The organism is Cupriavidus sp. GA3-3 (assembly GCF_000389805.1).
In the GTDB taxonomy this organism is placed as follows: domain Bacteria; phylum Pseudomonadota; class Gammaproteobacteria; order Burkholderiales; family Burkholderiaceae; genus Cupriavidus; species Cupriavidus necator_D.
On sequence record NZ_KB944460.1, the window covers coordinates 287,925 to 309,100 of the forward strand.

General features: G+C 65.4%; 22 protein-coding genes. 9 read left to right on the forward strand and 13 right to left on the reverse strand.

Annotation, left to right across the window (positions count from 1 at the left end; all coding sequences use genetic code 11):
- Window positions 1-14: 14 nt before the first annotated feature.
- Window positions 15-683 carry a GntR family transcriptional regulator gene (locus C265_RS01255; protein WP_010810237.1) on the forward strand — a complete coding sequence of 223 codons (669 nt, stop codon included), beginning with the start codon at window positions 15-17 and terminating at the stop codon, window positions 681-683.
- A gap of 108 nt (window positions 684-791) precedes the next feature.
- Here the strand turns inward: C265_RS01255 and C265_RS01260 are convergent, their stop codons facing one another.
- Entirely contained in the window at window positions 792-1,691 is a 900-nt protein-coding gene (locus C265_RS01260; protein WP_052181580.1) for a hypothetical protein, read from the reverse strand.
- 264 nt (window positions 1,692-1,955) lie between these two features.
- Here C265_RS01260 and C265_RS01265 point away from each other — a divergent pair, with 264 nt between their 5' ends.
- A complete protein-coding gene (locus C265_RS01265) occupies window positions 1,956-3,080 on the forward strand; it encodes a nitronate monooxygenase family protein (RefSeq protein ID WP_010810239.1) in 1,125 nt (374 codons plus the stop codon).
- 83 nt (window positions 3,081-3,163) lie between these two features.
- Window positions 3,164-3,760, forward strand: coding sequence for a DJ-1/PfpI family protein (locus tag C265_RS01270; protein ID WP_010810240.1), 597 nt, complete (start codon window positions 3,164-3,166; stop codon window positions 3,758-3,760).
- Window positions 3,761-3,789: 29 nt separating this feature from the next.
- On the opposite strand, the gene C265_RS01275 is transcribed toward C265_RS01270, so the two are convergent.
- Together C265_RS01275 and C265_RS01280 are read right to left on the reverse strand one after the other, a co-directional pair.
- A complete protein-coding gene (locus C265_RS01275) occupies window positions 3,790-5,169 on the reverse strand; it encodes an FAD-containing oxidoreductase (RefSeq protein WP_010810241.1) in 1,380 nt (459 codons plus the stop codon).
- A gap of 68 nt (window positions 5,170-5,237) precedes the next feature.
- On the reverse strand, window positions 5,238-6,155 hold the full coding sequence (locus C265_RS01280; RefSeq protein WP_010810242.1) for a LysR family transcriptional regulator: 918 nt from the start codon (window positions 6,153-6,155) through the stop codon (window positions 5,238-5,240).
- Between the two features lie 113 nt (window positions 6,156-6,268).
- Here C265_RS01280 and C265_RS01285 point away from each other — a divergent pair, with 113 nt between their 5' ends.
- Entirely contained in the window at window positions 6,269-7,018 is a 750-nt protein-coding gene (locus tag C265_RS01285) for an SDR family oxidoreductase (protein WP_010810243.1), read from the forward strand.
- Between the two features lie 73 nt (window positions 7,019-7,091).
- On the forward strand, window positions 7,092-7,433 hold the full coding sequence (locus C265_RS01290) for a putative quinol monooxygenase (protein ID WP_010810244.1): 342 nt from the start codon (window positions 7,092-7,094) through the stop codon (window positions 7,431-7,433).
- A gap of 103 nt (window positions 7,434-7,536) precedes the next feature.
- On the opposite strand, the gene C265_RS01295 is transcribed toward C265_RS01290, so the two are convergent.
- From C265_RS01295 to C265_RS01310, 4 genes are all read right to left on the reverse strand, one after another.
- Window positions 7,537-8,475 (reverse strand): 2-dehydropantoate 2-reductase, encoded by a 939-nt coding sequence (locus C265_RS01295; RefSeq protein WP_010810245.1) that lies wholly within the window; start codon window positions 8,473-8,475, stop codon window positions 7,537-7,539.
- Window positions 8,472-8,945: a MaoC family dehydratase gene (locus tag C265_RS01300; protein WP_010810246.1), complete on the reverse strand. Its 474-nt coding sequence runs from the start codon at window positions 8,943-8,945 to the stop codon at window positions 8,472-8,474. Before C265_RS01300 ends, C265_RS01295 begins: the two co-directional genes overlap by 4 nt.
- Window positions 8,946-9,010: 65 nt before the next feature.
- Window positions 9,011-10,198: a thiolase family protein gene (locus tag C265_RS01305; protein WP_010810247.1), complete on the reverse strand. Its 1,188-nt coding sequence runs from the start codon at window positions 10,196-10,198 to the stop codon at window positions 9,011-9,013.
- Between the two features lie 116 nt (window positions 10,199-10,314).
- On the reverse strand, window positions 10,315-10,803 hold the full coding sequence (locus tag C265_RS01310; protein ID WP_010810248.1) for a helix-turn-helix domain-containing protein: 489 nt from the start codon (window positions 10,801-10,803) through the stop codon (window positions 10,315-10,317).
- Between the two features lie 294 nt (window positions 10,804-11,097).
- Between C265_RS01310 and C265_RS01315 the strand changes: the two genes are divergently transcribed.
- Window positions 11,098-11,874 carry an enoyl-CoA hydratase gene (locus C265_RS01315; RefSeq protein ID WP_010810249.1) on the forward strand — a complete coding sequence of 259 codons (777 nt, stop codon included), beginning with the start codon at window positions 11,098-11,100 and terminating at the stop codon, window positions 11,872-11,874.
- Window positions 11,875-11,906: 32 nt separating this feature from the next.
- Here the strand turns inward: C265_RS01315 and C265_RS01320 are convergent, their stop codons facing one another.
- Window positions 11,907-12,341 (reverse strand): MarR family winged helix-turn-helix transcriptional regulator, encoded by a 435-nt coding sequence (locus C265_RS01320; RefSeq protein ID WP_010810250.1) that lies wholly within the window; start codon window positions 12,339-12,341, stop codon window positions 11,907-11,909.
- Window positions 12,342-12,437: 96 nt separating this feature from the next.
- Entirely contained in the window at window positions 12,438-13,397 is a 960-nt protein-coding gene (locus C265_RS01325) for a GlxA family transcriptional regulator (RefSeq protein ID WP_010810251.1), read from the reverse strand.
- Between the two features lie 123 nt (window positions 13,398-13,520).
- Between C265_RS01325 and C265_RS01330 the strand changes: the two genes are divergently transcribed.
- The 3 genes from C265_RS01330 to C265_RS01340 all read left to right on the forward strand — a co-directional run bounded on the left by C265_RS01330 (window position 13,521) and on the right by C265_RS01340 (window position 16,156).
- Entirely contained in the window at window positions 13,521-13,910 is a 390-nt protein-coding gene (locus C265_RS01330) for an MAPEG family protein (protein ID WP_010810252.1), read from the forward strand.
- Between the two features lie 71 nt (window positions 13,911-13,981).
- Window positions 13,982-14,803 (forward strand): alpha/beta fold hydrolase, encoded by an 822-nt coding sequence (locus C265_RS01335; protein ID WP_010810253.1) that lies wholly within the window; start codon window positions 13,982-13,984, stop codon window positions 14,801-14,803.
- Window positions 14,804-14,836: 33 nt separating this feature from the next.
- On the forward strand, window positions 14,837-16,156 hold the full coding sequence (locus C265_RS01340; protein WP_037023336.1) for an epoxide hydrolase family protein: 1,320 nt from the start codon (window positions 14,837-14,839) through the stop codon (window positions 16,154-16,156).
- 209 nt (window positions 16,157-16,365) lie between these two features.
- On the opposite strand, the gene C265_RS01345 is transcribed toward C265_RS01340, so the two are convergent.
- The 4 genes from C265_RS01345 to C265_RS01360 all read right to left on the reverse strand — a co-directional run bounded on the left by C265_RS01345 (window position 16,366) and on the right by C265_RS01360 (window position 21,059).
- Entirely contained in the window at window positions 16,366-17,418 is a 1,053-nt protein-coding gene (locus tag C265_RS01345) for an alpha/beta fold hydrolase (RefSeq protein ID WP_010810255.1), read from the reverse strand.
- 363 nt (window positions 17,419-17,781) lie between these two features.
- Window positions 17,782-19,380, reverse strand: coding sequence for a DHA2 family efflux MFS transporter permease subunit (locus tag C265_RS01350; RefSeq protein WP_010810256.1), 1,599 nt, complete (start codon window positions 19,378-19,380; stop codon window positions 17,782-17,784).
- Entirely contained in the window at window positions 19,380-20,486 is a 1,107-nt protein-coding gene (locus tag C265_RS01355; RefSeq protein WP_010810257.1) for an HlyD family secretion protein, read from the reverse strand. Before C265_RS01355 ends, C265_RS01350 begins: the two co-directional genes overlap by 1 nt.
- Window positions 20,487-20,570: 84 nt before the next feature.
- On the reverse strand, window positions 20,571-21,059 hold the full coding sequence (locus tag C265_RS01360; protein ID WP_010810258.1) for a helix-turn-helix domain-containing protein: 489 nt from the start codon (window positions 21,057-21,059) through the stop codon (window positions 20,571-20,573).
- Between the last annotated feature and the right edge of the window lie 117 nt (window positions 21,060-21,176).

Below are 21,176 nucleotides of genomic sequence, written 5' to 3' on the forward strand. Positions count from 1 at the left end.
TGACGCAAGCCAACATGACATCCAGTACTGACGTAAGAAACCTGGCCGAGCGGGTCACGGAGCAGATTCGCCAGCGCATCGTGCATGGCGAATTCGCGCCCGGGCAGCGCTTGTCGGAAGCCGCGCTTAGCGAGAGCCTGCAGATCTCGCGCAACACCTTGCGCGAGACCTTTCGCGTGCTGACCAAGGAAGGCCTGCTCAAGCACGAACCCAACCGCGGGGTATCCGTGGCAATTCCCAGCATTGCGGCCATCATCGACATCTACCGCGTGCGCCGCATGATCGAGTGCCAGGCCATCGCCCAGGCCTACCCCAGCCATCCAGCCAGGAAGCACCTGCGCGAAGCGGTGGAAATGGGACTGCGCTGCCGCGACAGCGGCGACTGGCAAGGCGCGGGTACCGCCAATATGGAGTTCCATATGGCGATCGTGGAACTGGCCGACAGCGAGCGGCTGAACGTGATGTTCGCCCACCTGCTGGCCGAGCTGCGCCTGGCTTTCGGCATGCTGCAGGATCCCGAATTCCTGCATGGCCCATATGTCGAGCTGAACCAGCACATCCTGCAGTTGTTCGAGGCGGGCAAGCTCGCAGAGTGTGCCGCAGCCCTCAACGACTACCTGGTGCAGTCCGAGCGCATCGTGCTGTCGGTTTGCGCCCGGCATCCGATTTTCAAGGGGCGTTGAACGCCGGTGCGGCGCATCCATGCATAGCTGCTGCACGCCGAGCCGCAATGGCCACCGCCTGCTCAAGATGCGGAGCCATGCATTGTCGTCGGTAAGGCGCCAGTGTCCTCACTTCACGGCAAGCGTAAACGGCAGCAGCAGCGCATTCACAAGCAGCAAGCCATAGACGACCACCGCCGCCGCCGGGATGGCGAAACGCGTCCGATCCTGTGCGCGCGCGGCACGGCGCGTCCACAGGAAACCCGCACCCATCACGACCAGTCCTGAAAGCAGACTCTCCACGGCAAGGGCTGCCGGATGGGACTTGTCCGGGCGGCTGTTCTTGTTCTCGGCAACGGGAGGCGCTGTGGCTTGCCAGACAGGCAGCGTTTCAACAGCCGGAGCCGTCGGCCGTGTTGGTTCGACGGGTTCCGGTCCAGCCGCCGCGGCAAGCGGCTCTGCCGGCGGCGGCTCTTCTTGCACGCGCTGCGTCGGCGCAGGGATCTGCGTTGAGGTCTGCGAGCCCTGCGCGGAAGACACCACAGGCGGCGGTGCCGCCTCCTGGCTGGCGGGTGGCGACACCGCCGTTGCAGCTTGATTCGCGGAGTCGGACCGGCCCGGTGCGATTCGCATCGAATCCCGCTCTCGCCAGAATTTCGCGAACATGCTTTCCAGGCAGCGCACCGAGCCGCACGCATCGCGCCGGCCGCGCCACGCCGCGATGTCCGAGTCCAGGATCCTGCCCTTGCGCAGCATCCTCTGCTGCTCGGCGTAAATGCGCTCGTAGCGCTCTGACAGCCTGGGGGAATCGCAGATCAGATGCCGCGGGCGCGCCTGCGGACCGGCCTCGTCCGTCGCAAGGTTGCATCTCACCCCGGAGCCATCCGGATTGTTGCAGCGTACGGGGGATTCGCGCGCAATTGGCTTGCAGACGATGTCAGAGGCCCACGCGCCGCTTGCGGCAGTAAGGCCCGCTGCTACACCCACGGAGACAATGGTGGCCAGGCGCCCTGTGATCCTCTTCATCATGATGCCCCATCAAAGCGGCCCAAGGCTTTCAAGCTAGTCGATAGTTGCCGGGTATTCCAGGCACGCAATGCGGGGCGCGCGCGGTAAGCCACCTTGCCCGGCACCGACAGGTCCGGATGCGTCGCGCGATGAACAATGCATTGCGAAGCCGCAGCAACTTCTCACGCCGCGAGATTTCATGGCATTCTCGATACCCTCCGACACAGCCTCGCCTTCGAAAATTTCCCGAGCGGAATCATGCACATCAAAGCGAAAGAGACTTTCATGGACACTTCCAGGCCTTCCAGCCAGCGCCGCAACCTTTGTTCGATCCTGGGCATTTCCACGCCCATCATCCAGGCGCCCATGGCCGGTGTCAGCACAGCGGCCATGGCTGCAGCCGTGTCAGAGGCCGGCGGGCTGGGCTCGCTCGGCGTCGGGGCAATGGATGCCGAAGCGGCGCGAAAGACAATCCGCGAGACACGAGCGCTGACCGGCAAGCCATTCAACGTCAACCTGTTCTGCCACGCCCCCGCCAAGGCCGATGAGGTGCGCGAGCAGGCCTGGCTCAGCTACCTTGCCGCCCAGTTTGCCGAGCACGGCGCGACCACACCCGCCAGCTTGCGCGAGATCTACAGGAGTTTCGTGGCCGACGACGCCATGTTCCAGATGCTGCTGGAAGAAAAGCCAGCGGTTGTGAGCTTCCATTTTGGCCTTCCCGCCAAGCAGAAAATTGACGCGCTGCGCGCGGCCGGCATTGTGCTGCTGGCCAGTGCAACGTCCCTGCATGAGGCCCGCCAGATAGAGGCCGCCGGCGTGGACGCCATCGTCGCGCAAGGCATTGAAGCTGGCGGACACCGCGGCGCCTTCGACACCGATGGCTACGACGAAGGCCTCGGCACGCTGGCTCTGGTGCGTCTTCTGGTGCTGGGCACGAAACTTCCGGTGATTGCCTCGGGCGGCATCATGGACGGGGCAGGCATTGCCGCGGTACTGGCTCTCGGGGCAGAAGCCGCCCAGCTTGGCACCGCATTCGTCGCCTGCCCGGAGTCATCTGCCGATGCCGCCTATCGCGCGGCGCTGACCGCGCCCCAGCCGCGCGCGACCACGCTCACCCGCGCCATATCGGGCCGCGCGGCCAGGGGCTTCACCAACCGGCTCACGGCACTCGGCGCCGCCGCCGACGCACCTCCGGTGCCGGACTACCCGATCGCCTATGACGCGGGAAAGGCGCTTCACGCCGCTGCCAAGGCCGCGGGGAGCGCTGAGTACGCGGCGCAGTGGGCCGGGCAGGCAGCGCCGCTGGCCAGGTCCCTGCCGGCCGCGGAGCTGGTGGCGCAACTCAGGTCGGAGCTCAGGCAAGCGATCCTGCGCATGGCGACGTTTGCGGACCCGCAGGACGCAGCCTGAGCGTATCTATAACAATTATTTGAATGTACTGACTGCCGGCTCTACGATGGCGCAACCCAACGTCGCCACTCCCACGAGGCCCCATGCATATCGCCATCCTGACCTTCGAAGGCTTTAACGAAATCGACTCGCTGATCGCGCTCTCCATCCTCAACCGGGTCAAGCGGCCCGGCTGGCGGGTTTCGATCGCCAGTCCGGCGGCCAAGGTGCGTTCGCTGAACGGTGTGGTGATGGAGGCGCAAGCATCGTTGGAGGACGCATGCAACGCGGACGCTGTGCTGGTGGGTAGTGGGATACGAACCCGGGAAGTCGTCGCCGATACCGCGCTGATGTCGCAACTCCGCTTCGACCCGACGCGCCAGTTGTTGGGCGCGCAATGCTCGGGCACGCTCATACTAGCCAAACTGGGCTTGGTGAACGACGTTCCGGCCTGTACGGACCTGATCTCCAAGCCATGGGTAGTGGAGGCAGGCGTGGCTGTGCTCGATCAGCCGTTTGTCGCCAAGGGAAACGTTGCAACCGCCGGCGGATGCCTGGCGTCGCAGTACCTGGCCGCCTGGTTCATCGCCCGTCTGGAAGGCGTCGAGGCTGCACGCAACGCGATTGACTATGTGGCGCCAGTGGGCGAGAAGGTGGCCTACGTGACGCGCGCGATGGCGAACATTGCGCCGTTCCTCTGATGTGCGCCCCGGTCGAGCCGGCGCGCCAGCTAAGCCTGTAGCCGCAATTCCTGCAGCAGCGTCGGCACCAGCTCCGACACCGTCGGATGGATGTGCATCGCGCGGCTGATGGTGGTATAGGGTGCCTTGGCATACATGATGTCGAGCAGTGAGTGAATCACCTCGTCGCCGGTCACGCCGAGGATCGCGGCGCCCAGGATCATGCGGGTATCGGCGTCGACCACGACCTTCATGAAGCCCTGGCTCTCGCCCTTCTCCACGGCTCGCCCGACGCGGCTCATGGGGCGAGAGCCGACCAGCAGCCTGCGTCCGGATTGCCGGGCTTCTGCTTCCGTCATGCCGGCGCGGCCGAGCGGAGGGTCGATGAACATGGCATAGGCTGCGATGCGGTCCGTCACCTTGCGGGGATCGTTGTCGAGAAGGTTGGCAGCGACGATCTCATAGTCGTTGTACGACGTATGCGTGAACGCTCCGCGGCCATTGCAGTCGCCAAGCGCCCAGATGCCGGGGACATTGGTGCGCAACTGTTCGTCTACCTGGATATAGCCGCGGGTGTCGGTCTCCACCCCCGCCTGGTCCAGCCCCAGGTCCTCCGTGTTGGGCACGCGCCCGACCGCCAGCAGCAGGTGCGAGCCGTGGACGTCGCGCGCCCCGTCCGCACAATCCAGCCCGACCGCAATGTGGTCGCCTTCCCTGCGCGCGCTCAGGCAGTTGGCATTGAGCCGGATTTCGATCCCCTCGCGCTCCAGGATCTCCAGCACCGCCTGCGACACATCCTCGTCTTCGCGCTGGATCAGGCGCGGGCCTTTTTCGACAACGGTCACCCTGGCCCCAAAACGCCGGTACATCTGGCCAAACTCAAGGCCAATGTAGCTGCCGCCAACGATGATCAGGTGCTCCGGCAGGAAATCCACCTCCATCATGCTCGAGTTGGTCAGGTACGGCACCTGGTCCAGCCCGGGCATGGGCGGAACCAGGGCCCGGCCGCCGACGTTCACGAAAATCCGGTCAGCTTCCAGCAGTTCGCCGTTGACCCGCACGCTATGCGCGCTTTCAAAGCGGGCATGACCTTGATACACCGTGACGTTCTCCTGCCCGCGCATCCACTGTTCCACACCGTTGCTGGAACGGCCGGAGATCTCGTCCTTGCGTGCCTTCACCTGCTTCATGTCGACCGCGACCGGCCCGCCGATGGTGACACCGTACTCGGCAGCCCGCCGCGCCAGTTGCGCTGCGTACGCGCTTGCGATGAGGGTTTTGGTGGGAATGCAGCCGGTGTTCACGCAGGTGCCGCCAAAACGCGCGCGCTCGATGACGGCCGTTTTCATGCCCGCGCCGGCCAGCCGCGCAGCGAGTGCGGGGCCGGCTTGTCCGGTGCCGATGATGATCGCGTCGAATCCTTGAGCCATCACGATTCTCCTTGCCTGGTACCGCAAAGCCACAAGGTACTTTAGATGGTGCGACGCTGCCCTGCCAGCTACGCGTAGGCGTCGACGCCCCGCACCAGCAGCCTGGCCAGCCGAGGCCGTCGCAACTGCTCCAGCCACCATTGCAGCGCGCGGCCTTCGTGATCGCCGCGCCAGCCCACGTAGAGCAGGTTGGGCTCGCGCGGGTCGGCGGTGCGCTTCTCTATCAGTTCGCCGCGCTGCAGCAGCGAGCCGACCCGGTGCCTGGGCAGCCAGCCGATCCCCAGGCCATCGCGCTGCGCCAGGGTCTTGGCTCGCACGCTCGGCACGGCCAGCAAGCGCTGACCACCCACCATGCCGTAAGCGCGGCCGCCCGTGAGGCGTGATGAATCTGCCACCACCACGGCACGATGGCGGGCGATCTCCTCACGTGTCAATGGTTCGCGCGCGGCCGCCAGCGGATGCCGGGGCGAGACCGCAAACACCCATTCGATCACGCCCAGCTCGAACCACCCCAGGTTGGGGATGGCGGGCGGCTCGTTGGTGGCACCGATGACCAGATCGGCGCGGCCATCCCGCAGCGCTTCCCAGGTGCCGGCCAGCACTTCGTGTGTGACGCGCAGCGCCACGCCGGATTCCTGCGCGTCGAACGCATGCATGACGGGCATCAGCGTCTCGAATTCCATCAGCTCGTCGGTCACGATCCACAACCGGTCTTCCCAGCCGTTGGCGACCTGCCGCACGCGCTGTGTGACGCGCGCGACATCCTGTGCAAGCCGGGCGGCTTCTTCGGTGAGCAATTCGCCGGCGCGCGTCAGCTGCAGGCGGTAGCCGCGGCGGTCGAACAAGAGTGCATCAAAGCGCTGCTCCAGCTGCCGCGCGGCGTGCGACACCGTGGACGGCGCCTTGCCCAGCCTGGCCGCCGCGCGCGACAGGCTGCCGGCCTCCCGGATGGCCTCCAGCAGGGCCAATTCGTCTTCCGACAACATGTGCAACTCCTTCGAACGTGTTCGTCGGATTGATCGTATGGCAAACCGGAGGCCAGCGCCCATACTCCAGTCACGCAATTGTTCAAGTTCACCTTTCCCGATTGGAGGACATCATGAATCGCTTCGAAGGCAAGACCGTTCTGATCACTGGCGGCAACAGCGGCATCGGCCTGGCGGCTGCCCAGGCATTCGCCCAGGAAGGCGCCCGCGTGGTCATCACCGGCCGCGACGCAGCGGCACTGGAGGGCGCCCGCGCCACGCTCGGCAACGAGGCCATCGCCATCCGCAACGAAACCGGCACCGTGCAGGCCGCGCGTGACCTGGCTCGCCAGCTGACCGACGCAGGCATCCGCCTGGACGCCGTCTTCATCAACGCCGGCATTGCCAAGTTTGCCGCCGTTGCCGATGTGGACGAGGCACTGTGGGACGCCACCTTCAACGCCAACGTGAAGGGCGCGTACTTCCAGATCCAGGCGCTGCTGCCGCTGCTGAACCCGGGCACGTCGATCGTGCTGAACGGCTCGATCAATGCGCGCATCGGCATGCCGATGTCTTCCGTGTATGCCGCCAGCAAGGCAGCACTGATCTCGCTGGCCAGGACCCTGTCGGGTGAGCTGGTCAGCTCGGGCATCCGGGTAAATGTGGTCAGCCCCGGGCCGGTGACGACGCCGCTGTACGGCAAGCTGGGCCTGGAAGCCGACACCCTGTCGGCCACTGCCGCGCAGATCCAGAGCCAGATTCCGCTGGGCCGCTTCGGCCTGCCGGCGGAGATTGCATCGACGGTGCTGCATCTGTCGGCGCCCGAATCGGCCTTCATCGTCGGTACGGAAATCATCGCCGACGGCGGCATGAGCCAACTGTAAGTCAATGCCTCTGCGGGCCGCGGCGTGGGCGCGGTCTGCGCATGAGGTGGCCCATCCTGCCTGGAGCAGCTTCATGAACCAATCCATTGCCTTTATCGTCCATCTGCCGGGCAAGCCCGAGCGGCGCGCTGAGCTAGAGTCGAGACTGCTTGATGTCCTCGAGCAGATGTCGAAGGAGCCGGACTTTATCAACACGTATCTGCACCGCTCGCTCGAAGATCCTGACACCCTGGTTCTCTATGAGAACTGGGCCTGCAGCGAGCAGCATTTCAGGGACCACCACCTGAAAGCGTCCTACCGGCGCGAATACGAGGCGGTGCTGGCCGATCTGCTGAAAGCACCACGCACGCCGGAGTTTCTAACGCCGGCGATGTCTCGCCTTGTGCCAGCGTGCCGGCCGGATCTTCACGCTTGATCAGCGCCGAGAAGGCATTTTCGACATCCTCGGTCGCGCGCAGCACAGTCTGACGGCATAGTCATGTCGTGATTGGTGATTTCCATGAATGGGCGAAGGCTGCTCAACCAGCCGTCTGGTGCGCAGCGCGCTGGCGCTCATAGACCTGCAGGTGGCAATATGCCGCACGGCTCAACGGAAGCTCATGCCCGTACCCGGCTGCGCGCTTGATGAGATCGCCGACGATGGCGTCGGCTTCTATGCGTGGGGCGCCCCGCGCTATATCCCGCATCATCGAGGCAGCCCAGGTCGATGCTTCGTCCAGCAGTCGGGCCTGCATGGCAGCGACAACGGGTTCAGGGATGGCATGGCCGTACAGTTGCGCCACCGTGCGGCACTCCGCAATCGCGTCAAGCATCAGGCGACGGCCATCCTGGGTCTTCATGATGTCCGCCACGGTCCCGCGCATCAGGCATGTCATCACTGCGCCGGCGGCAATCATGGCCCACTTGTTCCACAGCTCCTGCCCGATGGCGCCCGATAGCTCACGCGTACCGGCCGCCCTGGACACCAGCGCATGGAAATCCGCGGCCAATGCCGACCCCTGCGCGGCGCGCGGGCCGACTACCAGCCGGTCCATGCGGCCGGCGTGCACGACGGTTCCATCCGCCGCCAGCGTTGTCGCTATGTATGCGACTCCACCCAGCACGCGTTGCCTGCCAAAGCACTGGTCGAGCCGGTCATAGGCGTCAAGGCCGTTGAGCAGAGGCAATACCGCAGTGTCCCGGCCAACGGCCGGGCTGATGGCCCGGATCGCGTCGGCAAGGTCGTAGGCCTTGCATGCCAGCAGTACCACGTCGAACTGCGCGCCGACCTGACCGGCCAGGACCATCTTTACCGGGCGATGGAAGTCGCCAAGTTCGCTACGCACGGCCAGGCCAACCCGTTCCAGCGCCCGCGCGCGGCCAGGCCGCAACATGAAGGTGACATCCGCGCCTGCCTCGATCAGGCGCGCGCCATAGTAGCCGCCCATACCCCCGGCACCGAGTACAAGAATCTTCATGACGCCTCTGCCTGCGCGGCGGCTGCGGGGCGGCACTGGACGATCAGGTTGCCGGTGAAAACCTGCACTGGCTCGTCGGCCTGGTTGAAGGTTGTGGTACGCACCTTCACCACGCCCTGGTCGGGGCGCGATTTCGAAATCCGCACTTCAAGTATCTCGCTCTCGATATGCAGTTCATCGCCAGGGCGAACCGGCCTTGGCCAGCGCAGCTCCTCGAAGCCCGCGCCGACGATGCCGCCCGCGGGCCGGAATTCGCCGTCGACCAGCAGGCGCATCGTCAGCGCAGCGGTATGCCAACCGCTCGCAGCCAGTCCACGAAATAGTGTGTCGCGGGCGGCGGCTTCATCGAGATGGAAGGGCTGCGGGTCGAACTCGGCAGCAAAGGCCTTGATCCGTTCAGGCGCGACGGTCAGCCGCCCCGAACCGTATCGTTGGCCCGCCGCGAGATCCTCGATGTATTGAATGTTCATTTTCTCCTCCAGATGGTTTGTGCTGAACTTTGCATCAATGCATGCCCGCTACGAGAACAGACGGATCAGGCCAGCGTCTCGAGCGCCAGCGCAATCCCTTGTCCGCCGCCGATGCACAGCGTGACGATGCCGCGCCGTATGCCGTCGGCGCGCATGGCATGCAGCAGCCGCGTCGTCAGCACCGCGCCGGTCGCACCGATCGGATGGCCGTGGGCAATGGCGCCACCGTCGACGTTGATGATGTCGTGCGGCAATCCGAGCTCCACCGCGACAGCCAGCGGCACCGCGGCAAATGCTTCATTGATCTCGATGCGTTCAATGTCGCCCAGCTCCCAGCCGGCGCGTTGCAGCGCCTGCCGCACCGCCGGGACCGGGCCCAGCCCGAACATGCCGGGCTCCACGGCCCCGACACCGTAAGCGGCCAATCGTCCCAACGGCTGCAGCCCCCTGGCTTCAGCCAGCGCACGTTCGGCAATGATCATGGCCGCTGCGCCGCTGTTGAGCCCGGGCGCATTGCCGGCGGTAATCGTGCCGTCCGGGCGAAACGCCGGCTTGAGCCGGCCGAGCGTATCGAGGCTGGTATCAGGGCGGTTGGCTTCGTCCACTTCGAACATGGCCGTACCGCCCTTCCCTTTGGTCGCCACCCCGGCAATCTGGCCGGTGAATCGCCCGTTCGCCTGCGCCAGCGCGAAATTCCGCTGCGAACGCTCGGCCCAGCGGTCCTGGGCCTCGCGGGTCAGCGCGTAGCGGGCGACAAGGTCCTCGGTATGCCATCCGGAGTGCTCACCGGAGAAGGCGTCAAACAGGCCGTCGTGCAGCATGCTGTCGTACAGGACGGAATCGCCCATGCGTTGACCCCAGCGGCCGGACGGCATCAGGTATGGCGCGCGATCCATGTTCTCCATGCCGCCGGCGATGGCGATATCTACATAGCCGAGCCGTACCTCGTCCGCTGCCGTGGCGATGGCCTGGGCCCCCGAGCCGCAAACGCGGTTGACGGTCATCGCCGGAACCGAAACCGGCAGCCCTGCCCCAATGGCAGCCTGCCGGGCCGGGTTCATGCGGTTGCCGGCCTGGATCACATTTCCGAACACCACGCTGCCGACCTCGCCTGGATCGATTCCCGCCCGTGCCACGGTTGCCCGTATCGCTGCGGCGCCGAGATCAACCGCCGGAACGGTCTTCAGTGAGCCGTTGTAGGCGCCAATGGCGGTGCGCACCGGCTGGCACAGCACGACATCTCTTGCATGCATCGCATTCTCCCTACCAAACAATCAGTTTCAATCGGCCGCACGCACTCCATGCGGTATGCGCCCGGTAGCCGGGTCTTGAAGGTTGCAACAAGAATTGGCTGCGCGGGAAATCCGGCTCAGGCGTCTGTCGAGCGCGACAACCGCTGGCGCACGCGGTCACTGGCGGCGGGGCCGGGTGCAAGGTGATAGTCGGCATCGGTGACCGGGCGCCCGTTGGCGGCGTCGACCAGCACAGGTTCCACGCGCACGCCGGTGCGCCGATTCGTCAACTGCACGCTTTCGCCTTCAGGCGCGAGATGCTTGTTGCCCCAGGCCAGCATCGCCAGCAGCACCTGGCGGAAATCGCGCCCGCGCTCGGTCAGGATGTACTCGGAGCGGGGCGGGCGGTCGCAGTACTGGCGACGCTCAAGCATGCCTTCTTCGACAAGCGAGTTCAGGCGACGCGTGAGCATATTGGGCGCGATATCCAGGTTTTGCTGGAACTCGTCGAACCGGGTCACGCCGTAAAAGGCTTCGCGCAGGATCAATACGCTCCAGCTGTCGGCGACGCGGGCCGCGGTGCGAGCGATCGGACACGGCGTTTCGCCAAGTGGCTTCTTCTGCATGATTGGCTTCCTCGAGAGACACTACTTGCTATCGATTTGAAAGTCAGTCTAGGGTAGTCACTATCATCATGCAAGTTCGTTTTTCGCTTGTGCTGTATTCCGCGCCCGCGAGGCACCGGAAGCACGCCCCTGCCCACACCGTCTATGTGGAGGGCACCGCCGCCCAGACGCCGATTCCGCACACTGCCCGGCCTCAACCGTTTACTTCGCACACGAACTATCTATATACTTCGCATGCGAACTTAATCGCGATGCCTGCACGGCAGCGTGCAACTCTCACCTGGAGACCGACCAATGACCCCCGAAATCCGCATTGACCTCACCGGCGGCGTGCTGACCATGACGCTTGCGCGGCCGGACAAGATGAACGCCTTGACGAACGAGATGTACGGCGCACTTGCCGACACCATCGAGCAGGCACAGCAGGACCGGGCTATCCGGGTATTGCTGCTGCAGGGGGACGGGGACAGCTTTACGGCCGGCAATGATCTCGGCGAATTCGCGGCGATCGCGTCGGGAAATGGCCCCAGCGAACGTCACGTGCATCGCTTCCTGCGCGCCCTTGCCAATTCGACCGTACCGATTGTCGCCGCGGTCAATGGCAAGGCCGTCGGCGTCGGGACCACCATGCTGCTGCATTGTGATTACGTGGTGCTCGGCCAGGACGCGCAACTGATCACGCCTTTCGTCAATCTCGCCTTGGTTCCCGAAGCGGCTTCGAGTTACCTGCTCCCGCTGCGGATCGGGCACGTCAGGGCTTTCGAGATGTTCGCGCTGGGCGAGCCGCTTGACGCGCAAACGGCCTTGGCATGGGGCATCGCGAACAAGGTTTGCGCCAATGACCAGCTGCGCACGGATGCGCGCCGGATGGCCGAGAAGATTGCCGCCAGGCCGGCCGGCTCCCTGAGCGCAATGAAACAGCTCATGCGCAATGCGGAAAAACTGGTTTCGCAGATGAACAGCGAAAGCGCCAGGTTCGAGGAGCGGCTGGCCAGTGCGGAAGCCCGGGAAGCATTCTCGGCCTTCGCCGAAAAGCGCAAACCAGACTTCACCAGGGTTGCCGCGCAGTGAGTCGACTGCCTCGCTCTCCGGCCGCTGCGAGGCTACACCTCGCCCTCGTCCGCGGCCGGAAACTTTGTCTGCAGGCTGGTCAGCCAGCGCGCCACCACGTCGATCTCGGCGGCGGTGAAACCTTCGGTGAGCCTGGTATTCAATGCCTTCATGCTCGCCTTGGAACGCTGGCGCGCCAGGCGCCCTGCCTCCGTCAGCCACAGGCGCGAGGCACGGCCGTCGTTCTCGTCCGGCCGGCGCTCGATCAGGCCGGCCCTTTCGGTCCGGTCGGCCAGGCCGCTCATCCCGGGCGCGCCCAGGTCCAGCGCCGCGGCAGCCTCGCTCGTCAGCGCGCCATCGTTGCTGCCCAGGAAGAAAAGCAGTCCGGCCTGGGCTGATGTCACGCCACCCGCGGCAGTGCGCGCTTGTGACCACCGCTGCAGGCGCCGCTGACCCACGTTCAACAGGTAGACGAGGCGATGTTCCATGTCTGGTGCGTCATAAAGGGTGAGATTTTGTTCGCATGCGAATATTATCATGCGCCGGTGTCCCGAATAGCGTGACGCACAGCGCCTGGCCGTCCGTCACACGGCGGCCGGCTCTTCGCTGCGCCGCGCACGGGCGGCACGCTTGAGGGATTGCGGCGGCTCGCCGAAAATCCGCAAGAACGCCCGGCGCATGCGCTCCGGGTCGGAGAAGCCGGTCTTGCTGGCGATGCGCTCGATCGTCAGCGTGCCGGCTTCCACGAGCAGGCGGGCCGTGTCGGCGCGCAAGCGCTCGACGGCACGTGCCGGGGACTGGCCCGTGCTCTGCCGGAACTCGCGGCTGAAATGCCGCGGGCTCATGTTGGCGGCGCTGGCGAGCAGCTCCACCGACAGATCCTGGTGCAGATGATTCCTGGCGTAGGTCAATGCCGCTTGTATGCGCTCTGACCTCGATTCCAGTTCCGACAGCATCGAGAACTGGGACTGCCCCCCGGCACGGCGGTGATGAACCACGAGCTTCTTCGCGACTGCGCGCGACACGTCGGTCCCCAGGTCTTGCTCTACCAGTGCCAGCGCAAGGTCGATGCATGCCGTCATGCCGGCCGATGTCCACACCGTTCCGTCCCGGACAAAGATGCGGTCGTCTTCGACGCGCACCGCAGGAAAGCGCTGCCGCAGCGTACTGGCATGGTGCCAATGCGTAGTAGCCCGCCGGCCGTCCAGGATGCCGGCCTCGGCGAGGATGAACGCCCCTGTGCAGATGCTGGCCATGCGCCTGGTCGGCTCGAGTGCATGGCCTAGCAGGCGCAGCAGCCTGGGCGATGGCGCCGGCACCGAGGTAGCGCCCCCAACCATCAGCGTGTCAAAAGCCAGCGGATCCATCGCGGTGGTCTGGATCGCCGTGCCCATTGAACTCTTCACGGCCCCGCCGCGTTCCGAGACGACATGGATTTCGTAGGCCGGGACCCGCACTTCGAGGTTAGCCATCTCGAAGACCGACACCGCCGCCAAATCGAGCATCTGAAAGCCGGGGAAGAGCACGAGGCCGATTTGGTTCATGTTGTCCTGAAACGAGGGAAGTTCGTCATTCAGGACAAAGGCTAGGACCCTATCCTGAAACTGTCAATCAACTCCCGATGGGCTTCTCCCAATGCGCGCTATCGACCATCCACGAGGTATCGAATGAACATCATTGCGCTGGCCTGCACCACTGTCCTCGGTCTGCTTCTGTTCTCGCTCGGACTCGCCACCTCGGTGCAGCGGTCCAGGATCGGCGTACTGAGCGGCTACCCATCCGAGCCCGATCAACTGCTGGCACGGCTGATCCGCGCTCATGGCAACACCACCGAGTACGCGCCGTTCCTTGCGCTGCTCTTCCTGTACCTCGGAACTCAGCATCCGCCTGGCTGGGCGGTCTGGTGCATGGCAGGTGCAACTGCCTGTCGCGTGCTCCTGGTGGTTGCACTGCTTGCCTGGCCCTCCATGTCCAGGCCGAATCCGGCCCGCGCCGTTGGTGCCCTTGGAACGTATGCCTTCGGGACCGCCCTTTGCGTGGCCGCCCTCACCGTCTGACCCGGGCTGCCGATGCCGGCAGAGCGGCCACTCTCCAATCCCATTAGTACCTGACCCTTAAGGGGAATCGCATGAAGACATTGAATACGTTCATCAGGACTGCGGCGCTTGTTGCCACCGTCAGCAGCCTTGCAGCCGCTGCGAGCACAGCCGCCGCCGCACCGGCTGCTGACACCCGCGCTACCACGGTGGTGTTTGTGCACGGCGCCTTTGCCGACGGATCGGCCTGGGACAAGGTCATTGCCCTGCTCCAGTCCAGGGGACTGAATGTTGTATCGGTCCAGAACCCGCTGTCTTCCCTGGCCGACGACGTGGCCGCCACGCGCCGCGCGCTCGACAAGCAGGCCGGACCGGTCGTGCTGGTGGGGCATTCCTGGGGCGGTGTGGTGATCTCTGAAATCGGACAGCATGAGCGCGTCAAGGCCCTGGTCTATGTCGCGGCGTTTGCACCTTCGGAAAACCAGTCGGTGGCGGACCTGGCCAAGGATTACCCAAAGCCCGCGGGATCCAGCTTCATCGTCGCTGACAAGGACGGTTTCCTGACGCTGACGCCCGAGGGGATGTCCAAACACTTCGCCCAGGACGTGCCAGCGGCCCAGACCCGGATCATGGCGGCGACACAGGGACCCGTCAGCGGCAAGAGCTTCGAGGACAAGGTCACGGTTGCCGCATGGCGGACCAGGCCGTCCTGGTACATCCTCAGCGAGCAGGATCACATGATCCAGCCCGCCTTGCAGAAAGCGATGGCACAGAAGATCTCCGCCCGCATCGTGACACTGCCGACGAGCCACGTACCGCAGCTGTCAAGGCCGAAGCAGGTTGCGGATGCCATCTACGCCGCCGCGGTGTATCAGCCGAAACCCGACGTGCACCCGCCAACGACACGCCGCTGACCGGATTCCACTTTCCCTCTACCTGGTATCGACATGAAACTCCACGCAGCACGCACGGCACCTGCCATCGCCACGATCGCTTTATGCCTGGCTCAATTGGCCTTGCCAAGCCACGCCCAGGCATCGCCGGCCGCCGAAGGCGGCGCAATCCCGCAACGCGCGGCGACCGAGGACGCATCCATTCGCCCCTTCCACGCCAGCTTCCCGCAAGCGGCACTGGCCGACCTGCGCCAGCGCATCGCCGCCACGCGCTGGCCAGACCGCGAGACGGTATCCGATCAATCGCAGGGCGTGCAGCTGGCGAAGATCCAGGAACTGGTGCGCTATTGGGGCAACGACTACGACTGGTTCAAGGCAGAGCAAAAGCTGAACGCCTACCCCCAGTTCGTCACCAGGATCGACGGGCTCGACATCCACTTCCTGCATGTGCGATCGCGCCATCCCAATGCGCTGCCGCTCGTCATCACCCACGGCTGGCCGGGCTCGGTCTTTGAACTGCTGAAGGTGATTGGCCCGCTCACCGATCCCACCGCCTACGGCGGCCGTGCCGAGGACGCCTTCGATGTGGTGATTCCGTCGATGCCCGGCTACGGCTTCTCCGGCAAACCCGTCGGGACCGGCTGGGGTCCCGACCGCATTGCAGGTGCGTGGGATGTGTTGATGAAGCGGCTGGGCTACACACGTTATGTGTCACAGGGCGGCGACTGGGGCTCGGTCGTGGCGCATGCGCAGGGCCGCCAGGCACCACAGGGCTTGCTCGGCATTCACGTCAATATGCCCGCCACCGTGCCAGCGGACGTCGCCCGGGCGCTGAAGAACGGCGAAGCAGCGCCGGCCGGCCTGTCCGCCGCCGAAAGGTCAGCCTTCGAGTCGATGAACAAGTTATATACGCTGGGCGGCGGCTATGCCGCGATGATGGTGACCCGCCCGCAGACCGTGGGCTATGGCCTGGCGGATTCCCCCGCAGGGCAGGCGGCATGGATCTATGACAAGTTTGCCGCCTGGACCTTCAGCGGTGGCAACCCCGAGCGCTCGCTGACCAGGGACGAGATGCTCGACGACATCACGCTCTACTGGCTCACCAACAGCGCCACGTCGTCCGCGCAGCTATATTGGGAGAACAACACCAACAACTTCAACGCCGCGGAGCAGATGACAGGACAGATCAAGGTGCCTGTAGGCGTGACGGTATTTCCCGGCGAGCTTTATCAAGCCCCGCGCACCTGGGCCGAGCGCGCCTACCCCCGGCTGACCTACTTCAACAAGGTCGACAAGGGGGGACACTTCGCGGCATGGGAAGAGCCGCAGCTGTTCGCTCAAGAGTTGCGCGCAGCGTTCAGGTCGCTGCGCTGAGCGCGGCAGGCGGGCGGCGGCGGGCGCTGAAGCATGGCAATGCCTTCAGCGCCCGGGCCGCCCTTGTTTCGTGCCCGCTTATCCGGGCGCATGGTCCGGGGCATGCCCGACCATGCGCACCGATGGCCAGCGCCGCCCAGCTCCGATGCCAGCGCTGACAGCGTCATGGCAGCCAGTATCAGCAATCTGCGCATTGCGCCCCTCATGCGTCAGCGCCTGTCTACATCGAGCACCGCCTGCGCAAACGCCGTGGGCGCTTCCTGCGGCGGGTTGTGGCCGATCCCGCCTGTCAGTTCCCGGTGCTCGTAGCGGCCCGTGAACTTGCTGGCATAGGCGCTCGGCTCGGGGTGCGGCGCGCCGTTGGCATCGCCCTCGATGGTGATGGTGGGCACGCCGATGGCGGGTGCCGTGGCGAGCCGCTTCTCGAGGTCGTCGAACCTGGCTTCCCCGCTGGCCAACCCCTGCCGCCAGCGGTAGTTGTGAATGGTGATTTCGACGTGGTCGGGATTGTCGAAGGCGGCGGCGCTGCGGTTGAAGGTCGCATCATCGAACTGCCATTGCGGCGATGCCAGTTTCCAGATCAGCCTGGCGAACTGGTGGGTGTACTTCTGGTAGCCGGCGCGGCCCCGGTCGGTGGAGAAATAGAACTGGTACCACCACTGGAGCTCGGCCTCGGGCGGTAGCGGCTGCTTGCCGGCTGCCTGGCTGCCGATCAGGTAGCCGCTGACCGCGACCAGCCCCCTGCAGCGGTCCGGCCAGATCGCCGCCATGATGTCGGCGGTGCGCGCGCCCCAGTCAAAGCCGGCCACTACAGCATTGCGGATATTCAGCGCGTCCATCAGCGCGATCATGTCGGCGGCTATCGCTACGGGCTGGCCGTTGCGCATGGTGTCGGCAGACAGGAAGGACGTCGAGCCAAAGCCACGCAGGTGGGGAATGATCACGCGATAGCCGCGGGCCGCCAGCAGGGGTGCCACGTCGACAAAGCTGTGGATGTCGTAGGGCCAGCCGTGCAGCAGCAGCGCGACCGGCCCGGTGGCAGGGCCGGCCTCGGCGTAGCCGATATTGAGCACGCCGGCGTTGACTTGCTTGACCGGCGCGAAGCTGGCATGGGTGCCCGGCGTGGTCAAGGGCAGCGCCGGCGCCTTCGACACACCGGTTTGCGCGCGGGCGGCCTGCGGCAGCCCGAACGGCGCGGTGGCCAGCGTCACTGCCGCTGCACCCAGAAAGCCTCGACGAGGTAGATCGACTGTCTTCGACATTTGCTTCTCCCGTTTGCGTGATCAATGTGAGCACGAGTCTAGGAGGCCATGGCAAGCGGAATGTGTCGGATTTCAGGGGATTTGTATCGCTGTGTATGTATCCGCGATGGCGACATACTTCGATACAAAGCAGCCCGGCTGAAGGACTGGCACGCCGGTCAAGCGGACTCTCCCTGCGGCACGCCTTGCGGCATTGGCCTATTGCCCTGATCTGGAAGATTGCAATAGGCATTAGCTGCACGAGCGCACGCCACACCGTTTTCGCGCGGGCGCTCCCCCGCATATGCCACCGTGGCGCTCGCCACGATCAGCGCGACAGGCAGGAGCCGATTGCACAGACTGACTTTCATGGTCGTTCCACAATCAATGCGCGTCTGCCGACGGACCCTTCGGCGCTGCAACCTTGCGCATCAGCGGCACCATGGCGGTGGCGATCGCGAAGCAGACCAGGATCAGCAGGAAGATGTCGCCAAAGGTCTGGGTCTGCGCCTCGCGCCAGGCCAGTCCCCACAATTGCCTGAGGGCGGCGGTCTGCGCATCGAGGGCATCGTGCCCGACCGCGACGAACTGGTCGCTGATCCCTTGCAACAGGTTGCCCATGGCTTCATTACGGATGTTCAGGTGCTCTGCCTCGCGCAGGAAGTGCAGGTTGCCGCGGTTGTTGAGCGCGGTCGCGCAGGCGGCGATGCCGATGGCCCCGCCCAGGTTGCGCATCAGGTTGAACAGCCCGGACGCAAGCTTGAGCCGCTCCGGCGGCAGGCTGCCCAGGGTCAGTGTCACCGTGGGCGCCACCGCGAACTGCTGGGCCATGCCGCGCAGCGCCTGCGGCAGCAGCAGTTGCGCCGCGCCCCAGTCGTGCGTGATGGGCGCGAAGTACCACATCGACACCGCGAACAGCCCCAGGCCGATCATCATCAACCAGCGCAGGTCGACCCGGTTGGCCAGGAAGGCATAGAGCGGGATCGATGCCATCTGGAACACGCCCGTGGAAAACACCGCCAGCCCGATATCGAGCGCGCTGAAGCCGCGCACGCGCCCCAGGAACAGCGGCGTCAGGTAGATGGTGGCAAAGATGCCGATGCCGGTGACAAAGGAGAAGAAGCAGCCGAGCGCGAAGTTCCGGTCCTTGAGCGCGCGCAGGTCCACCACGGGGTTGGCATAGGTCAGCGTGCGCCAGATGAAGCCCACGCCCGACAGGCCGGAGATCCAGGCGGTGGCCAGGATCACGTCGTCGCCGAACCAGTCCCAGCGCGGCCCTTCCTCCAGCGTGTATTCGAGGCAACCCAGGAACAGCGCCATCAGCACCATGCCCAGGTAATCGGCACCGCGCACCAGCGACCAGTCGGGCCGGTCGATCTTGACCAGCAGCGGCACGGCGATGGTGACGAAGATACCCGGCACCAGGTTGATGAAGAACAGCCAGTGCCAGGAATAGTGATCGGTGATCCAGCCGCCGATGGTGGGCCCCAGCGTCGGCGCCAGCGAGGCCAGCCCGCCGACCGTGGCGGCGGCGATGACACGCTGGGGGCCGACGAAGAAGGCAAAGGCCGTGGTGAACACCATCGGGATCATCGAGCCGCCCAGGAAACCTTGCAGCGCCCGGAACACGATCATGCTGTTGATGTCCCACGCCACCCCGCACAGCAGGCTGGCCACCGTGAAGCCCGCCGCGGAGGCGGCGAACAGCCAGCGCGTCGACATCACGCGCGACAGCCAGCCAGACAAGGGAATGACGATGATCTCGGCGATCAGGTAGCTGGTCTGCACCCACACGGTTTCATCGGCGCCGGCCGAGAGCGCGCCGCCGATATCGCGCAACGAGGCGGAGACGATCTGGATATCGAGCAAGGCGATGAACATGCCCACGCACATCGTGCTGAAGGCGAACACCTTGGCGGCAGTGGACATCTCGTCCGGCATCGCCACGGCGGACGCAGGGGTGGTCAGGGTAGCCGTGGTCATCACTGCACCTGCTTGCCTGGCTGCGTGTTGACCTGGGCGATCACCGACAGCCCCGGGCGCAGGACCCCAAGCCGGGCATCCTGCTCGTCCAGGCGGATCCGCACCGGCACGCGCTGGACGATCTTGGTGAAGTTGCCGGTGGCATTCTCCGGCGGCAACACGCTGAACTGCGCACCGGTGGCCGGCGCCAGGCTGGCGACGTGGCCATGGAAGACCCGCCCCGGCAGCACATCGGCTTCAATTTCGACCGGCATGCCGGGGCGCATGTGCGCCAGTTGCCCTTCCTTGAAGTTGGCGTCCACCCACAGCCCGCTGGCCGGCACGATGGACAGCAACTGGCTGCCGGCACCGGCAAAGGCGCCGACGCGGGCGCGCCGGTTGCCCACGGTGCCGTCCACGGGCGCGCGCAGTTCCGTATAGCCAAGGTTCAGCTTCGCGATGTCGCGCTCGGCGGTCGCCTGCGCCAGCGACGCCTGCGCCTGCTGCTTCTGCGTGCCGATCACGTCCAGCTGGCGCTGCGCGGCCAGCAGCGCCGCACGCGCCTTCTCGCCATTGGCCTGGGCCTGCTTGTAGTCCGAGTCAGCCTTCTGCGAGCTCTGGATGGAGACAGCCGCCTTCGCCACCAGGCTGGCGTAGCGCACCTGGTCGTCGCGCGCCCGTACGGTGTCGGCATTGGTGGCCGCGATGCCGGCCTTGGCCTGGGCGATGACCGCCTCCTGCAGGCGCGCGGTGGCATCCAGGTTTGCCAGCAGTGCCTGTTGCGCCGCCACGGCGCCTTCGGCCTTGGCCAGTGCAGCGCGGTAGTCGCGGTCGTCGATACGCACCAGCACATCGCCCGCGTGGACCGTCTGGTTGTCCGTCACCGCGACTTCCGCGATGTAGCCCCCGACCTTGGCGCCGATCACCGTGACATCGCCGCCGACGTAGGCGTCGTCGGTACGCTGCAGGTGGCGAGCCGATGTCCACCAGTGGTAGCCGTATCCGATTGCGGCCAATCCGGCCACAACCAGCGCGCCGGTCGCCAGCAGCCGCCTGGGGCTGGCCTTGGATTTCGAAGCGGGAACGGGTTCGGTACCCGCCCGTTCAGTCAGCGTATTACTGCTCATGGCACTTCCTTTCTGCTTTCAGGACTTATCCCGCCTGCGAGGCGGCATGGGTGGAGGGTTCGGTAGGGTTCGGGATAGTTCGGGTCAGGCTTCGGCCGAGCGGTCCAGCCGGCGCCGCAGGCCGTCGGTAGCCGCCGGCCCGGGGACGATGTGGAAATCGGGGTCGGTGACGGGGCGGCCGCTGGCGGCATCGACCAGTACCGGCTCGACACGCTCGCCAGTGAGTCGGTTGACGAGCTGCACGCTTTGGCCCTCGGGCGCGAGATGCTTGTTGGCCCAGGCCAGCATGGCCAGCAGGACCGGGCGGAAGTCATAGCCGCGCTCGGTCAGGATGTACTCGGAACGGGGCGGGCGGTCGCAGTAGGGGCGGCGCTCCAGCAAGCCGTCCTCGACCAGCGAGTTCAGGCGGCGGGTCAGCATGTTGGGGGCGATGCCCAGGTTCTGCTGGAACTCATCAAAGCGCGTCACGCCATAGAACGCTTCGCGCAGGATCAGGAGGCTCCAGCTGTCGGCAACGCAGGCCAGCGTGCGAGCGATGGGGCAAGGCGTCTCAGCAAGCGGCTTTCTCTGCATGAGTGGCTTCCTCCGAAATTGGGGTTGCTATCAATTTGAAAGTTAGTCTAGAGTAGTAACTATCATCATGCAAGTTAGTTTTTGGCTTGTGCTTTATTCGTCGCTGTTGAAAGGTGT

Bases quoted from the DNA above. Each gene is read 5' to 3' on its own strand.
- C265_RS01335 (WP_010810253.1), top strand. From the start codon at position 13,982: ATGAAGACATTGAATACGTTCATCAGGACTGCGGCGCTTGTTGCCACC.
- C265_RS01285 (WP_010810243.1), top strand. From the start codon at position 6,269: ATGAATCGCTTCGAAGGCAAGACCGTTCTGATCACTGGCGGCAACAGC.
- C265_RS01255 (WP_010810237.1), top strand. From the start codon at position 15: ATGACATCCAGTACTGACGTAAGAAACCTGGCCGAGCGGGTCACGGAG.
- C265_RS01300 (WP_010810246.1), bottom strand. From the start codon at position 8,945: ATGAACATTCAATACATCGAGGATCTCGCGGCGGGCCAACGATACGGT.
- C265_RS01290 (WP_010810244.1), top strand. From the start codon at position 7,092: ATGAACCAATCCATTGCCTTTATCGTCCATCTGCCGGGCAAGCCCGAG.
- C265_RS01295 (WP_010810245.1), bottom strand. From the start codon at position 8,475: ATGAAGATTCTTGTACTCGGTGCCGGGGGTATGGGCGGCTACTATGGC.
- C265_RS01325 (WP_010810251.1), bottom strand. From the start codon at position 13,397: ATGAACCAAATCGGCCTCGTGCTCTTCCCCGGCTTTCAGATGCTCGAT.
- C265_RS01350 (WP_010810256.1), bottom strand. From the start codon at position 19,380: ATGACCACGGCTACCCTGACCACCCCTGCGTCCGCCGTGGCGATGCCG.
- C265_RS01320 (WP_010810250.1), bottom strand. From the start codon at position 12,341: ATGGAACATCGCCTCGTCTACCTGTTGAACGTGGGTCAGCGGCGCCTG.
- C265_RS01315 (WP_010810249.1), top strand. From the start codon at position 11,098: ATGACCCCCGAAATCCGCATTGACCTCACCGGCGGCGTGCTGACCATG.
- C265_RS01330 (WP_010810252.1), top strand. From the start codon at position 13,521: ATGAACATCATTGCGCTGGCCTGCACCACTGTCCTCGGTCTGCTTCTG.
- C265_RS01340 (WP_037023336.1), top strand. From the start codon at position 14,837: ATGAAACTCCACGCAGCACGCACGGCACCTGCCATCGCCACGATCGCT.
- C265_RS01265 (WP_010810239.1), top strand. From the start codon at position 1,956: ATGGACACTTCCAGGCCTTCCAGCCAGCGCCGCAACCTTTGTTCGATC.
- C265_RS01280 (WP_010810242.1), bottom strand. From the start codon at position 6,155: ATGTTGTCGGAAGACGAATTGGCCCTGCTGGAGGCCATCCGGGAGGCC.
- C265_RS01305 (WP_010810247.1), bottom strand. From the start codon at position 10,198: ATGCATGCAAGAGATGTCGTGCTGTGCCAGCCGGTGCGCACCGCCATT.
- C265_RS01355 (WP_010810257.1), bottom strand. From the start codon at position 20,486: ATGAGCAGTAATACGCTGACTGAACGGGCGGGTACCGAACCCGTTCCC.
- C265_RS01260 (WP_052181580.1), bottom strand. From the start codon at position 1,691: ATGATGAAGAGGATCACAGGGCGCCTGGCCACCATTGTCTCCGTGGGT.
- C265_RS01275 (WP_010810241.1), bottom strand. From the start codon at position 5,169: ATGGCTCAAGGATTCGACGCGATCATCATCGGCACCGGACAAGCCGGC.
- C265_RS01310 (WP_010810248.1), bottom strand. From the start codon at position 10,803: ATGCAGAAGAAGCCACTTGGCGAAACGCCGTGTCCGATCGCTCGCACC.
- C265_RS01345 (WP_010810255.1), bottom strand. From the start codon at position 17,418: ATGTCGAAGACAGTCGATCTACCTCGTCGAGGCTTTCTGGGTGCAGCG.
- C265_RS01270 (WP_010810240.1), top strand. From the start codon at position 3,164: ATGCATATCGCCATCCTGACCTTCGAAGGCTTTAACGAAATCGACTCG.
- C265_RS01360 (WP_010810258.1), bottom strand. From the start codon at position 21,059: ATGCAGAGAAAGCCGCTTGCTGAGACGCCTTGCCCCATCGCTCGCACG.